The organism is Nioella sp., assembly GCF_964229645.1.
GTDB lineage: Bacteria > Pseudomonadota > Alphaproteobacteria > Rhodobacterales > Rhodobacteraceae > Nioella.
This window is the reverse complement of record NZ_CAXREX010000092.1, coordinates 1-12,644: the sequence shown is the minus strand read 5'-3', so window position 1 is coordinate 12,644 and position 12,644 is coordinate 1. Positions and strand designations below refer to the sequence as shown.

Annotated in this window: 13 protein-coding genes; 2 read left to right on the top strand and 11 right to left on the bottom strand. The window is 65.4% G+C overall.

Annotated features, from left to right (window positions below):
* Nucleotides 1-31: 31 nt before the first annotated feature.
* Entirely contained in the window at nucleotides 32-1,402 is a 1,371-nt protein-coding gene (locus tag ACEQXV_RS06205; protein ID WP_370268345.1) for an aspartate aminotransferase family protein, read from the top strand.
* Between the two features lie 61 nt (nucleotides 1,403-1,463).
* Here ACEQXV_RS06205 and ACEQXV_RS06200 read toward each other — a convergent pair whose 3' ends face one another.
* Nucleotides 1,464-2,237, bottom strand: coding sequence for an HpcH/HpaI aldolase/citrate lyase family protein (locus ACEQXV_RS06200; protein ID WP_370268343.1), 774 nt, complete (start codon nucleotides 2,235-2,237; stop codon nucleotides 1,464-1,466).
* A 116-nt stretch (nucleotides 2,238-2,353) separates the two neighbouring features.
* On the opposite strand from ACEQXV_RS06200, the gene speD reads away from it, so the two are divergent.
* A complete protein-coding gene (speD, locus tag ACEQXV_RS06195; protein WP_370253523.1) occupies nucleotides 2,354-2,710 on the top strand; it encodes an adenosylmethionine decarboxylase in 357 nt (118 codons plus the stop codon).
* On the opposite strand, the gene ACEQXV_RS06190 is transcribed toward speD, so the two are convergent.
* From ACEQXV_RS06190 to ACEQXV_RS06145, 10 genes are all read right to left on the bottom strand, one after another.
* A complete protein-coding gene (locus ACEQXV_RS06190) occupies nucleotides 2,707-4,251 on the bottom strand; it encodes a polyamine aminopropyltransferase (RefSeq protein WP_370268342.1) in 1,545 nt (514 codons plus the stop codon). The genes speD and ACEQXV_RS06190 overlap by 4 nt on opposite strands.
* Complete coding sequence (locus tag ACEQXV_RS06185) at nucleotides 4,248-4,472, bottom strand: DUF350 domain-containing protein (RefSeq protein ID WP_370268341.1); 225 nt, start codon at nucleotides 4,470-4,472, stop codon at nucleotides 4,248-4,250. Before ACEQXV_RS06185 ends, ACEQXV_RS06190 begins: the two co-directional genes overlap by 4 nt.
* Nucleotides 4,473-4,485: 13 nt before the next feature.
* A complete protein-coding gene (locus tag ACEQXV_RS06180; protein WP_370253519.1) occupies nucleotides 4,486-4,665 on the bottom strand; it encodes a hypothetical protein in 180 nt (59 codons plus the stop codon).
* Between the two features lie 4 nt (nucleotides 4,666-4,669).
* Nucleotides 4,670-6,088, bottom strand: coding sequence for a DUF4178 domain-containing protein (locus tag ACEQXV_RS06175; protein WP_370268339.1), 1,419 nt, complete (start codon nucleotides 6,086-6,088; stop codon nucleotides 4,670-4,672).
* Nucleotides 6,085-6,699, bottom strand: coding sequence for a DUF4178 domain-containing protein (locus ACEQXV_RS06170; protein ID WP_370253515.1), 615 nt, complete (start codon nucleotides 6,697-6,699; stop codon nucleotides 6,085-6,087). The genes ACEQXV_RS06175 and ACEQXV_RS06170 overlap by 4 nt, the downstream gene beginning before the upstream one ends.
* 107 nt (nucleotides 6,700-6,806) lie before the next feature.
* Nucleotides 6,807-7,466, bottom strand: a complete 660-nt coding sequence (locus tag ACEQXV_RS06165) for a class II aldolase/adducin family protein (RefSeq protein WP_370268338.1) — start codon at nucleotides 7,464-7,466, stop codon at nucleotides 6,807-6,809.
* The gene (gene mtnA / locus ACEQXV_RS06160; protein WP_370253511.1) at nucleotides 7,463-8,557 is read right to left on the bottom strand and encodes an S-methyl-5-thioribose-1-phosphate isomerase; all 1,095 of its coding nucleotides are present in this window, start codon (nucleotides 8,555-8,557) and stop codon (nucleotides 7,463-7,465) included. The genes ACEQXV_RS06165 and mtnA overlap by 4 nt, the downstream gene beginning before the upstream one ends.
* Nucleotides 8,558-8,829: 272 nt before the next feature.
* Complete coding sequence (locus ACEQXV_RS06155; protein WP_370253509.1) at nucleotides 8,830-11,043, bottom strand: NADP-dependent isocitrate dehydrogenase; 2,214 nt, start codon at nucleotides 11,041-11,043, stop codon at nucleotides 8,830-8,832.
* A 177-nt stretch (nucleotides 11,044-11,220) separates the two neighbouring features.
* The gene (kynU, locus tag ACEQXV_RS06150; protein WP_370268337.1) at nucleotides 11,221-12,414 is read right to left on the bottom strand and encodes a kynureninase; all 1,194 of its coding nucleotides are present in this window, start codon (nucleotides 12,412-12,414) and stop codon (nucleotides 11,221-11,223) included.
* A gap of 1 nt (nucleotide 12,415) precedes the next feature.
* A partial coding sequence (locus ACEQXV_RS06145; protein WP_370268336.1) for a tryptophan 2,3-dioxygenase family protein occupies nucleotides 12,416-12,644 on the bottom strand: 229 nt, incomplete at its 5' end.

Sequence of the window (12,644 nt, the reverse complement as noted above, 5' to 3'; positions counted from 1 at the left end):
GCGGCGCGCCGCCCAACCGCGAGAAAGAGCCATGCTTCGCAACGACCAGCTTGAACAGTGGGACCGCGATAATTTCTTCCACCCCTCCACCCATCTTGCCGATTTCGCCCGTGGCAACCTGCCCAACCGGGTGGTGACCGGTGGGCAGGGGTGCCATATCGAGGACCGCGACGGCACCCGTCTGCTCGACGCCTTTGCCGGGCTTTACTGCGTGAACGTGGGCTATGGCCGGCAGGAGATCGCCGAGGCCATCGCTGCGCAGGCGCGCGAGCTGGCCTATTACCACGCCTATGTCGGTCACGGCACCGAGGCCAGCATCACCCTGGCCAAGATGGTGCTGGACCGCGCGCCCGATCACATGTCGAAGGTCTATTTCGGCCTGTCCGGCTCGGATGCGAATGAAACCAACATCAAGCTGATCTGGTATTACAACAACATCCTCGGCCGGCCCGAGAAGAAGAAGATCATCAGCCGCTGGCGCGGCTATCACGGCTCGGGGCTGATGACGGGCTCGCTGACGGGGCTGGAGCTTTTTCACAAGAAGTTCGACCTGCCGCTGGCGCAGGTGGTGCACACCGAGGCACCCTACTATTTCCGCCGCCCGCGCGCCGACATGACCGAGGCCCGGTTCACCGCTCATTGCGTGGCTGAACTGGAAGCCCTGATCGAGCGCGAAGGGGCCGAGACCATCGCCGCCTTCATCGGCGAGCCCGTCCTTGGCACCGGTGGCATCGTGCCCCCGCCCGAGGGCTACTGGCCCGCGATCCAGGCGGTTCTGGATCGTCATGACATCCTGCTGGTCGCCGATGAGGTCGTGACTGGGTTTGGCCGTCTTGGCACCATGTTCGGATCGGACCACTACGGGCTGAAGCCCGATCTCATCACCATCGCCAAGGGGCTGACCTCGGCCTATGCGCCGCTGTCAGGCTCCATCGTCTCGGACAAGATGTGGTCGGTTCTGGAACGCGGGACGGATGAAAACGGCCCCATCGGTCACGGCTGGACCTATTCCGCCCACCCGATCGGCGCGGCTGCGGGCGTGGCGAACCTCGAACTCATCGACGCGTTGGACTTGGTCGGCAATGCGGGTCGCGTGGGCGGCTATCTCAACGAGGCCCTGACCGATGCGCTGGCCGATCACCCGCATGTGGGCGATGTGCGCGGCGAAGGCATGCTGGCCGCGGTCGAGTTCCTGCGCGACCGCGACAGCCGCAGCTTCTTCGATGCCTCCGACAAGATCGGGCCGCAGGTCGCGGCGGCGCTGTTGGATCAGGGCGTGATAGCGCGGGCGATGCCACAGGGCGATATCCTGGGTTTCGCACCGCCCTTCTGCCTGACCACCGAAGAGGCCGACGAGATCGTCGGCAAGACACTCAAGGCCGTGACCAAGGTCCTCGGCTAGGCCCCGATCCGTCCGGGGAAAGGATCGGATCGCGACCCGCCGGGTCGCGGTCCGTTCTTCCTCAACCGATCTTCTCGCGCCAGAGCGCCGCTTTCGCCGCCGCTTCGCGTCGCAGAACAACCATATCCACGTCCACGGCGATAAACTGGCCGCCCGCCTCGTTCACCGCGTCCAGCATGGCCGGGTCGAGCGACAGGAACCCGGCCGGCAGCCCCGCTGCCGTGATGCGCTTGACCGCGTCGATCACGGCGGCTTTCACCTCGGGATGCGACCCCTGACCGGGATAGCCCATCGACGCGGCCAGGTCGGCAGGTCCGATGAAGATGCCATCCACCCCCTCGACGGCCGCGATGGCCTCGATATTGCCAAGCGCCTCGGCGGTTTCCACCTGAACGAGAACACAGATTTCCTCGTGCGCGCGGGTGGCGTAGTCCGCGACCGCGCCATAGCGCGTGGCCCGCGTGGTGCCGGCCATGCCCCGGATTCCAAGCGGCGGATAGCGCGTGGCAGCGACCGCCGCCGCGGCTTCCTCGGCGTTCTGGACATAGGGGATCAGCAGCGATTGCGCGCCGCTGTCGAGCAGTTTCTTGATTTCGACCGGATCGTTCCAGCCCGGCCGCACCACCGCGCTGACCGGGTAGGGGGCTACCGCCTGCATCAGGGGCAGCGTTTCCACCGCCCCCATGGCCGAATGTTCCGTGTCGATCAGCAGCCAGTCATAGCCACAGCCCGCGAGCAATTCGGCCACGCCGCTGTCGGGGATCGACACCCACATGCCGATCTGTTTGCGACCGTCCTTGAGGGCGGCCTTGAAGGCGTTGCGGGGCAGGTCCATCGCGGATCCTCTCTGCGCGAAGTTACTTGATCTGTTCACGATTGCATGGGCGAGAAAGGAAAGGAAGGGGCCTTCGCGGGCTTCCCAATCGCGTGGTGCGGGGCTATGCCGGGGGCATGAGTGCCCCTGACGATCACGCCCCCGGTTTGCATCTGATTCTCGACCTGTATGGAGTGTCGGAGCTCGAAGACGAGGCGGCGATCGACGCGGCGCTGACAGGCGCGGCCAAGGCGGCCGGGGCCACCGTTCTGGCCCATCACTTCCATCATTTCGGGACGGGTCACGGGGTCACGGGGGTTGTGCTGCTGGCCGAGTCGCACATGTCTATCCATACCTGGCCCGAACGGGGCTATGCGGCGATCGACATCTTCATGTGCGGACGCACCAATGCGCAGGCCGCGGCCGATCACCTGGTGGCGCTCTTCGCGCCCGAGCGGGTCGTCAGGACGGAACTCCCGCGCGGTCAGTCCTAGGGAAACCAGCGGTCCCAGCCATCGAGGTAATAGCCCACCAGGGCATGGGTTTGCAGCGTGTTGGCCTCGACCTCGACCCGCGCGATATCGCCGGCAAAGAGCCGGGCAGCCTGCCATTCATCGGCGTTGAGATAGCGTAGCCCCTCGGGCAGCGGCAGGCTTTCCGACCCCAATTCCTGCGGCGCGGCCAGCATGAAGCCCCATTCTCCGAAACTGGGCACGTAGCTGTGATAGGGCAGGGTCCAGAGCCCCGGCCTTCCCGGAGAAAGCGGGTTGGTCGCGGTTTCGAAGGTTTCTGCGATGGACCAGAATGCCTCGCGCGCGAAAAGGGGCGAGCCCGCTTGCGTGACCATCGCGCCATGGGCGCTCAGCCGTTCGGCCAGCAGCCCATAAAAACTGCGGGAATACAGCCGCGACAGCGCCAGGTTCTTGGGATCGGGAAGGTCGAGGATGATCACGTCGTAAAGCGTGTCACTTGCCTCTACGAATTCCCAGGCATCCTGGTTCACGACCGTCACGCGCGGGTCGCTGAAGGCGCGGGCGTTCAGCCTGGACAGGTCGGGATGGTCGCGGAAAAGGGTGGTCACGGCAGGGTCCAGATCGACGAGCGTGACGGCCTCGACGCCCTCGTGGCGCAAGACCTCCCGCGTGGCCATGCCATCGCCACCGCCAAGGATCAGCACATTGCGGGCGCGCGGAACCATGGCCATCGCCGGATGCACCAGCATTTCGTGGTAGCGATACTCGTCGATGCTGTCGAACTGGATCGAGTGGTCGAGAAACAGCCGCACCCGGTCGCGATAGGCGGTCACGGTGATCTGCTGGTAGGGGGTCGCCTGGTCATAGATGATCGTGTCGGCATAAAGGCCGGCATCGGCCACGCTGACGATCCGCTCGGACTGCCAGAGCGCCCCCAGGGTCGCAGCAAAGGCCAGCGCCCAAAGCGTCACCTGAACGCGCGTGGTGCGGTCGCGGAAGACCCACAGCGACAGGCCGGCAACAGCAAGGTTCAGGGCCCCGAAGGCCAGGCTGGCCGACATCAGGCCAAGATGCGGGATGATCAGCAGAGGAAAGGCCAGCGAGGCGGCAAGGGCGCCAACGTAATCCACCGTCAGGACGTTTTCGAAGCGGAACTCTCTGGCGCCTTCCTCCTTGAGGATGCGCACGATCAGCGGGATTTCCATCCCCGAGAGCACCCCAACGGCGATGAGCATCCCGTAAAGCGGCAGGCCCACATCGCCCATCCAGCCATAGACGAGGAACAGAACGGGGGCCATGAACCCCCCCACCAGCCCGAGCAGCACCTGGGCCCAGACAAAGCCCGAAAACGCCTGCCCCACGTAGCGCGACAGCCACGAGCCCAGCCCCATCGAGGACAGGAACACCCCGATCACCAGCGAGAACTGGCGCACGGAATCCCCCAGCAGGTAGCTGGAAACGGTGGCCGCGACCAGCTCGTAGATCAGCCCTGCAATGGCGACCAGGAACGTCGCCGCCAGAAGCCAGACCTCGCGCAGGCGCGGGGCGTGGGCGGTGGTCATGACGTGATGACGGCCGCGATGATGATGGCGATCGACAGGAACAGCATCCCGATCATGATCGCCAGCGCGACGTTCTGGTCTTCCTCGATCTCCTTGATGATCGGGAAGGGCGACGCGGCAACGATCACCTTCCACACGACCCACATCAGGCCCATGCCGATGGCGGTGTAGACGATTGTGCCGATCACCTCGGCCAGTTGCAGTTCAGCGAATAGATCCATGTGGTCCTCTTTGCTATTTGACGCGGCCAAAGCCGAAGTTGAAGCCACCAGACCCGCCGGTCCCCCCGCTGCCCAGGCGAAGCGATATATTGCGCCCGGTGGTCTCTGGCGCAACGCCGCGGTAGGCGACGTAGGACACGCCGAGAATGGCGGCGATGACGATGGACAGGAAGGCGATACGGAACAGGTTCATCTGGTCAGTCCTCGCTGGTCCAGTCGGAGCCCTTCCAGCGACGGGCGTTGAACCGCATGCGCCTGAAAAGGGTAAATATGGTCACTGCAAGAAACACGAAGCCCAACCGGTAGAGCCAGTAGCCGTTGGACATGCCGGCATAGGTGCGGATCGTGATCGAGCCGTCGGAAAACGGGGACCCGGAACCGGAAATCCGGTCAAGCATCTCGCGGCCGACGGCGCCAATCTGGTCGATGGCGCTGCTGACGCGCTGACCGACGGTTGCGCCCGGTTGCTGTGTGCCAGCCGTTCCGGTCGGGCCTTGCTGCGTGACGATCAGTTGCAGTCTGTAATCGCCGCTGAAACTGGAGGGGAAGACCAGTTCGGCGTGGTTCGTGGGGCCTGGGCCCTGGCCCTCTGCCTGGCCGCCGACATAGACGCGCCCGCCGGTGGGGGCCCCTAGGACCGGGGCGCCGGTTGGGTCGGTCAGGGTGACCCCGACCCGCGCCCAGAGCGGTGACAGCGGTGCCGAGGGCAGCGGGGCAACATGAGGGGTGCCGTCGAGCGTGATGCGGACCGGCCCGGGCATCTCGGGGATCGTCAGGGGCACGTTGGCGGGCAGGCTGGCGGCAGGAACCTCGATGGGGTCGGCCACCTCGCGGCCCGTTCGGCCATCGAAGACCATCGCCAGCACGAAACAGGCCGCCATGGCGACCAGGGCGGTGTTGCGCATGAAGCGGTCGTTCTCGCCGCCGGTATAGGGTTGCAACGGGTGCGTGCCCTGCGGCTCGGGCATCCGGTCGATGCCGAAGGCGCGCCCGATCTCGGCGCTGTCCAGCAGTTCCGAACGGTAGACTTCGCGTTCCTCGCCGGTCTGGGAGAAGCCGAGCATGGTCCTGTCCGACAAGACCGTGACCGTGGTGGTCGTGTCGCCCACGCGCGGTGCCCAGGTGAATTCGCCCTCCGCGAAGGTAATGCGCCCGGTGGAGGTCTCGTAATAGCGAAAGCTTTCGCCATCGACCCTGACGCGCGGGGGAGAATCGGCGCGTTCGACCTGGCCTACCGACATCCAGGCCGGGCGGCGGAAGCGGCGGGTAAAGACCGGGTGACCGTCCTCAAGCGTCAGCCAGGCATAGCCATGGGTGGCGGAGTAAAGCTGGTGGTCGATCCAGGTCCAGGTCCGGCCCCGGTAGGTCTCGATGAACTCGATCGTGCCGATCACCGTGTAATCCGCCCCCCGGATGGTGCCGCGCATGCCGATCCGGAACGGGCTGTCGGGGCGGCGCATGCCCTCGAACTGGGCCAGCACCCTGTAGTTGTCCTGCGCATCCAGTTCCGACCCGCAATAGGGGCAGATATGGACCATGACGCGTCCGCCGCCGAGCACATCGAGCCCGGCCCCGCAGGAGGTACAGTTGACGGTGGTGGGGGCGGCCAGGCTCATGCGCGTTTCCTCACCTCGATTTCGAAGGGATCAAACCAGAACCCCACGAACCAGGCTTGGCCGCCCTCCCACAATTCGCCCGACAGCAGCACGCCATCGGGCGATTGCGCATTGACGAAGCTGTAGCGCTCGCCCACGGCCAGTTCCTCGTCGAAGCTGCCACGGATCGCCACGCATTCCGCCTCGTCCAGTTCGACAACCGTGTAGCGCTTTTCCTGGCAGGTCAGTTCGCGGCCGGGCCGGAAACCGCCTTGCGCGCGGGGATAATTGCGGGCGGGGACGGGGCGTTGCACCACGATATCGCCTTCGTCGATGGACACCCACATGGGCTCTCCTTGCGGGGTGAGGCCCCAGAACTCCTCCCAGAAACCGCGTCCGTAGGAAAACCGCGCATGTCCATGAAGCTCAACCTTGGTCTTGCCGCAGATCACCGTATCGCCGATGTCGAAGAGAAGCGGCACCTCGGCCATGACGCCCGCGCTGCCCGCCAGGCGCACGGCCTCGTTTTCAATCAGCACGGAGGAGCCGCAGGATGGGCAGGCCATCAGCCGGGCGCGCGCTATCGTGGGGGTGATGTCATCGCCGCAATTCGGGCAGGAGTACTGGCTCATGAAAACAAAAGTCTAATTTCTTGGGTCCGGCACCAGGCCGGGATGTCTATTCGCGACAAGCCTAGGACGGACGCCGCTCGAAAGAAAGCGTGAACTGCCCTGTCCGGTCAGTCCTGCGGGCCGTAGCCCCGGAAGGCGTCAAGGGCTTCCTCGATCTGGAAGCGGTCCAGGAGATGCGGCTTGCCAACCGAGAGTGACAGCAGATAGCCCCGCGCCAGCGTCTCCAACTCGCCCATGCGCCAGAGCGCCTTGTCCAGGGTCTCGCCCACCACGGTGGCCCCGTGATTGGCCATCAGGCAGGCGTGACGCCCCTGCATGGCGCTGACCACGTTGTTGGCCAGTTCCTCGCCCCCGAAGAGGGCATAGCCAGCAAGCGGCACGTCGTGACCACCGAAGGCCGCCACCATGTAATGCACGGGCGGGATCTCCATGCGGTTCTGCGCGAGCGCCGTGCAGTGAACCGGGTGAGCGTGAACGACCGCGTGCATCTCTGGCTTTGCAGCCAGAAGCGCCTGGTGAAACCGCCACTCGGTCGAGGCTTTGAGCCTGCCTTGGGGCTGTGGCACCCCGTCAAGTGGCACGGTCTGGATCATGTCGGGGGTCATCGCCTCATAAGGAACCCCCGAGGGGGTAATGAGCATCCCCTCGGCCACCCGGACCGAGACATTGCCCGAGGTGCCCTGGTTGATCCCCTCGGCATTCAGTTTCAGACAGGCGTCGATGATGGCTTGCCGGGTTTCGGTCCTGTCCGTGTAGAAAGCGGTCATTGCGCGGCCATCTCGGGGAAAAGCCCGGCGAGCCCCGCCTCGGAAGCCTCGCAGACCCCGCGCTCGGTAATGAGCCCCGTGACCAGCCGCGCGGGCGTCACGTCGAAGGCCGGGTTGCCGCCGGGGGTTCCGTCGGGGGTGACCTGCACCATGGCGATGCCACGTGAATCGCGCCCCTGGACATGGGTGATCTCGCGTTCGGGCCGGTCCTCTATCGGGATCTCGGCAAGCCCGTCGGCCACGGTCCAGTCGATCGTGGGCGAGGGCAGGGCGACGTAGAAGGGCACGTCATTGTCGCGGGCCGCCAGCGCCTTGAGATAGGTTCCGATCTTGTTGCAGACATCGCCCCTGCGCGTGGTGCGGTCGGTGCCGGTGATGACCATGTCGACAAGGCCCTGCTGCATCAGGTGCCCGCCGGCATTGTCGGTGATGTAGCTGTGGGAGATGCCGTGGCTGCCCAGTTCCCAGGCAGTCAGCGCGCCCTGGTTGCGCGGCCGGGTCTCGTCGACCCAGACATGCAGCGGCAGGCCAGCGTCATGGGCGTGATACATCGGGCTGGTGGCCGTGCCCCAGTCGACCGTGGCAAGCCAGCCCGCGTTGCAATGGGTCAGAAGGCGCACCGGCTCGCCCGCGGGTTTCGTTTCGGCAATGGCGCGGATGAGGGCCAGGCCATGCAGGCCGATACACCGGTTGATCTCGACATCCTCGTCAGCAATTTCATGGGCGAGGGCCAGCGCGGCCGCAGCTCTGTCGCGCGGCTCAAGGGGCGTTATCGCAGCTTTCACCCGATCGAGCGCCCATCTGAGATTGATCGCTGTCGGTCGCGTGGCGTGGAGCCGATCGTAGGCCTCGTCCATGGATGTGCCGGACGGATGCCTGCGCAGCGCGAAGGCCATGCCGTATGCGGCGGTGGCCCCGATCAGCGGGGCACCACGCACATGCATGTCGCGGATCGCGGTGCAGTAATCGGCGAGGCTGTCGAGTTGCTGAATGCGGAAGTCGTGCGGAAGCCAGCGCTGGTCGATGATCTTCAGGGCCTGTGCCTGATCGTCCCACCAAAGGGACCGGTACGGGGTGCCATTGACTTTCATGCCCCCATGCTTGGGGCGGCGCGGCAGCACGGTCAAGCGGGTTTCGCCGCGCCCTTGGCGCGTCGACCGGGGAACGCACCGCGTCACCCCCCGCTTGCGCGGGGACCTCCTTGGCGCGTGCTGCCGCGGGATCGTGGCGAGGACTGTCTGTGGGTCACAGGGCAGCACCTTGTGGTGGCGTGGGAGCCTCCGGCGGGAGTACTTCGGCCAAGAAGAAAGGAAAAGGCCGCCAGCGGGGAGCGGGCGGCCCTTCGTTTTCGGGTCGATCGGGTTTAGCCGATGATGGCGTTCAGCGTGGCCGAGGGGCGCATGACCTGGGCTTTCTTTTCGACCGAGGGCTTGTAGTAGCCGCCGATATCGGCCGCCGGGCCCTGAACGGCCTTGAGTTCGGCCAGGATTGCCGCTTCGCCTTCGGCCAGCGCCTTGGCGATCGGGGCGAAATGGGCGGCGAGATCTGCATCGTCCGACTGTGCTGCCAGCGCATCGGCCCAGTAGCGGGCAAACCAGTAGTGGCTGTCGCGGTTGTCGGGCTCACCCACCTTGCGCGACGGGCTGCGGTTGTCGTCGAGGATGCCTTGGGTTGCGGCTTCGGCGGCGCGCCCCAGGACGCCTGCCTTGGCATTGCCGCGGCTGTCGGCGAGGAAGTTGAGGCTTTCACCAAGGGCGCAGAATTCGCCCATCGAGTCCCACCGCAGGTGGTTTTCCTCGACCAGCTGCTGCACGTGCTTCGGTGCCGAGCCGCCCGCGCCGGTCTCGAACAGCCCGCCGCCATTCATCAGGCCCACGATCGAGAGCATCTTGGCCGAGGTGCCCAGTTCCAGGATCGGGAAGAGGTCGGTCAGGTAGTCGCGCAGCACGTTGCCGGTGATGGCGATGGTGTTGCCGCCCGCGGTGATGGTTTCCAGCGAGGCGCGGGTGGCTTCGCGGGGGGGCATGATCTCGAACTTGTCGGCGACGCCAGCGGCCTCCAGCGCGGGCTGGACGTATTTGATCAGCTCGGCATCGTGGGCGCGGTTTGCATCGAGCCAGAAGATCGAGCGGTAGCCGGTCAGGCGCTGGCGGTCGATGGAGAGCTGGATCCAGTTCTCGATCGGTGCCTTCTTGACGGTGCAGGCGCGCCAGATGTCACCGGCTTCGACCTCGTGGGCATGCAGCGTCTCGCCATTTGCCAGCACGATGCGGATGGTGCCGTCGGCGGGAGCTTCAAACGTGGTGGGGTGAGAGCCGTATTCTTCCGCCTTCTGGGCCATCAGGCCGATGTTCTGCACGGTGCCGGCGGTGGCCGGGTTCAGCGCGCCATTGGCTTTGAAGAAGCTGATGGTCTCGTCATAGACCGGGGCATAGCAGTTGTCGGGGATGACGCAGTTGGTGTCTGCCTCGTTCCCGTCGGGGCCCCAGCCCTTGCCGCCTGCGCGGATGAGCGCGGGCATGGAGGCGTCGATGATGACGTCGGAGGGCACGTGCAAGTTGGTGATGCCCTTGTCGGAATTCACCATGTACATCGGCGGGCGGCTTGCGGTGGCGGCCTCGATGGCGGCCATGATTTCCGCGTTGTCCGCGACGCGGGCGAGCACATCGCCCAGACCCGAATTGGGGTTCACGCCGAGCGCGTCGAGCTCTTCGCCGAACTGCTCGAAGACGGGCGCGAGCCAGGCTTTGACGGCATGGCCGAAGATGATCGGGTCAGAGACCTTCATCATCGTGGCCTTCATGTGCAGCGAGAAGAGCGTGCCGTCGGCCTTGGTGTCCTCGATGGCGTCGGCAAGGAAGGCAGACAGCGCCTTGACCGACATGAAGGTCGCGTCGACGACTTCGCCCTCAATGAGCGGCCAGTTGTCTTTCAGCGTTGTGACCGCGCCGTCCTGGCCGACGAATTCGATCTTGGCAGCCCCGGCCTGTGCGGCGGTCAGCGTGGCCGAGACCTCGTTGGCGTAGAAATCGTTGCCCGGCATGGACGAGACCTTGGTCTTGCTGTCGGCGGACCACTTGCCCATGCGGTGCGGGTTCTTCTGGGCGAAGTTCTTGACCGCGGCGGCGGCGCGACGGTCGGAGTTGCCTTCGCGCAGCACCGGGTTCACGGCAGAGCCCTTGATGGTGTCATACTTGGCGCGCACGGCTTTTTCTTCGTCGGTCGCCGGGGCTTCGGGGTAGTCGGGCAGCGCGTAGCCTTGCGACTGAAGCTCTTTCACGGCAGCCACCAGCTGCGGGACCGAGGCCGAGATGTTGGGCAGCTTGATCACGTTGGCTTCGGCCGTCTTCACCAGGCGGCCCAGCTCGGCCAGGTCGTCGGACTGACGCTGGTCTTCGGACAGGTATTCGGGGAAGGTCGCCAGGATGCGGCCGGCAAGCGAAATGTCCTTGGTGCCAACGGTCACGCCAGCGGCATCCGCGAATTTGCGGATGATCGGCAGGAACGAGGCCGAGGCCAGTTCGGGCGCTTCGTCTACAATGGTATACACAATGTCAGGTTGTTTTTGATCTGCCATGTTCCGTTCCCTTTTTCAAAGTTCCGAGGGGGGCTGGGGGCCTTGTGGCGCAGGTCTAATCCATGCACCCGGCAGGTCCCCGGAGATTCGCCGTGGTTGCTGTCGCGGCTGGCCTAAATCAGCAGGCGCGAATGATCAACTGGACAAAGGCGCGCGTCTGGACGCAAGGCCGCGCGCTCAGGTGACGCGCGACCGGGTCTGGTATTCCGGGGCTTCATAGGCGCGGGTCTTGATGACTTCTTCCAGGATCTCCGCCGCGCGCACCACGTCGCTTTCATCGAGGTAGAGCGGCGTGAAGCCGAAACGCATGATGTCGGGCGCACGGAAATCGCCAATGACGCCCCGCGCGATGAGGGCCTGCATGGCGGCATAGCCGTGCTGGAAGCCGAAGGAGACCTGGCTGCCGCGTGTCTCGGGGTCGGTCGGTGAGGCAAGGCGCAACTCGGGGCAGCGCGCGGAGACCTCTCCGATGAACCGTTCCGACAGCGCGATGGAACCCGCGCGCAGGTCGGCCATGTCGACCCCATCCCAGGTCGTGAGGGCCTCTTGCAGCACCGCCAGTTGCAGGATGGGCGGCGTGCCGACGCGCAGCCGTTCGGTGGACATGGCCGGGCGGTAGCCCAGTTCCATGGCGAAGGGCGCATCATGGCCGAGCCAGCCCGACAGCGCGGGCTGAACGCTCTCGATAATGTCGGGGCGGGCGTAGATGAAGGCAGGCGCGCCGGGGCCGCCATTGAGGTATTTGTAGCTGCAGCCTACGGCGAATTCCGCGTTTGATCCGGCCATGTCCACGGGCACGGCGCCCGCCGAATGGGCCAGATCCCAGATCATCACCGCACCCATGGCATGGGCTTTTTCGGTGATGGCCTTCATGTCGTGCATCCGGCCCGACCGATAGTCCACATGGGTCAACATGACGACAGCGACGTCTTCGGTGATCGCGTCGGCCACATCCTCGGGCGCGGGGGTGCGCAGCTCATAGCCCTTGTCGATGGTGCCAATGAGCCCCTGCGCCATGTAAAGGTCGGAGGGGAAATTGCCGTTGTCGGACAGGATCACCCGCCGGTCGGGGCGCATCTTCAGGGCGGCGGCCAGCGCCTGGTAAACCTTGATCGAGAGCGTGTCGCCGGTGGCAACGGTCCCGGCGGGCGCACCGATCAGCTGCCCGATCCGGTCGCCCACCACGCGGGGCAGCTCCATCCAGCCCGCGCTGTTCCAGGCGCGGATCAGTTGCCCGCCCCATTCCTGCTCGATCACCTGCGTGGCGCGTGCGGCAGCGCCTTTGGGCAGAACGCCAAGCGAATTGCCATCGAGATAGATCACCCCCTCGGGGAGTTCGAACAGGTCCTTGCGGGGCAGGGCGACACCCATCTTACAGCTCTCCTCTGACGTGCCAGAGTTCGGGGAACAGTTCCACTTCCAGCATCCGGCGCAGGTATTGCACCCCCGAAGTGCCCCCGTTGCCGCGCTTGAACCCGATCACCCGTTCGACGGTGGTGACATGGTTGAAGCGCCAGCGGCGGAAATAGTCTTCGAGGTCCACCAGCTTTTCACCCAATTCATAGAGCGTCCAGTAGCGGTTCACATCCTCGTAGACCGAT

What these genes read in the sequence shown, in the direction of transcription:
- ACEQXV_RS06190 (WP_370268342.1), bottom strand. Translation starts at nt 4,251, where the DNA reads ATGACCACCGCCCACGCCCCGCGCCTGCGCGAGGTCTGGCTTCTGGCG.
- ACEQXV_RS06185 (WP_370268341.1), bottom strand. Translation starts at nt 4,472, where the DNA reads ATGGATCTATTCGCTGAACTGCAACTGGCCGAGGTGATCGGCACAATC.
- ACEQXV_RS06180 (WP_370253519.1), bottom strand. Translation starts at nt 4,665, where the DNA reads ATGAACCTGTTCCGTATCGCCTTCCTGTCCATCGTCATCGCCGCCATT.
- ACEQXV_RS06165 (WP_370268338.1), bottom strand. Translation starts at nt 7,466, where the DNA reads ATGACCGCTTTCTACACGGACAGGACCGAAACCCGGCAAGCCATCATC.
- ACEQXV_RS06170 (WP_370253515.1), bottom strand. Translation starts at nt 6,699, where the DNA reads ATGAGCCAGTACTCCTGCCCGAATTGCGGCGATGACATCACCCCCACG.
- ACEQXV_RS06155 (WP_370253509.1), bottom strand. Translation starts at nt 11,043, where the DNA reads ATGGCAGATCAAAAACAACCTGACATTGTGTATACCATTGTAGACGAA.
- speD (WP_370253523.1), top strand. Translation starts at nt 2,354, where the DNA reads ATGAGTGCCCCTGACGATCACGCCCCCGGTTTGCATCTGATTCTCGAC.
- mtnA (WP_370253511.1), bottom strand. Translation starts at nt 8,557, where the DNA reads ATGAAAGTCAATGGCACCCCGTACCGGTCCCTTTGGTGGGACGATCAG.
- ACEQXV_RS06205 (WP_370268345.1), top strand. Translation starts at nt 32, where the DNA reads ATGCTTCGCAACGACCAGCTTGAACAGTGGGACCGCGATAATTTCTTC.
- ACEQXV_RS06175 (WP_370268339.1), bottom strand. Translation starts at nt 6,088, where the DNA reads ATGAGCCTGGCCGCCCCCACCACCGTCAACTGTACCTCCTGCGGGGCC.
- ACEQXV_RS06200 (WP_370268343.1), bottom strand. Translation starts at nt 2,237, where the DNA reads ATGGACCTGCCCCGCAACGCCTTCAAGGCCGCCCTCAAGGACGGTCGC.
- kynU (WP_370268337.1), bottom strand. Translation starts at nt 12,414, where the DNA reads ATGGGTGTCGCCCTGCCCCGCAAGGACCTGTTCGAACTCCCCGAGGGG.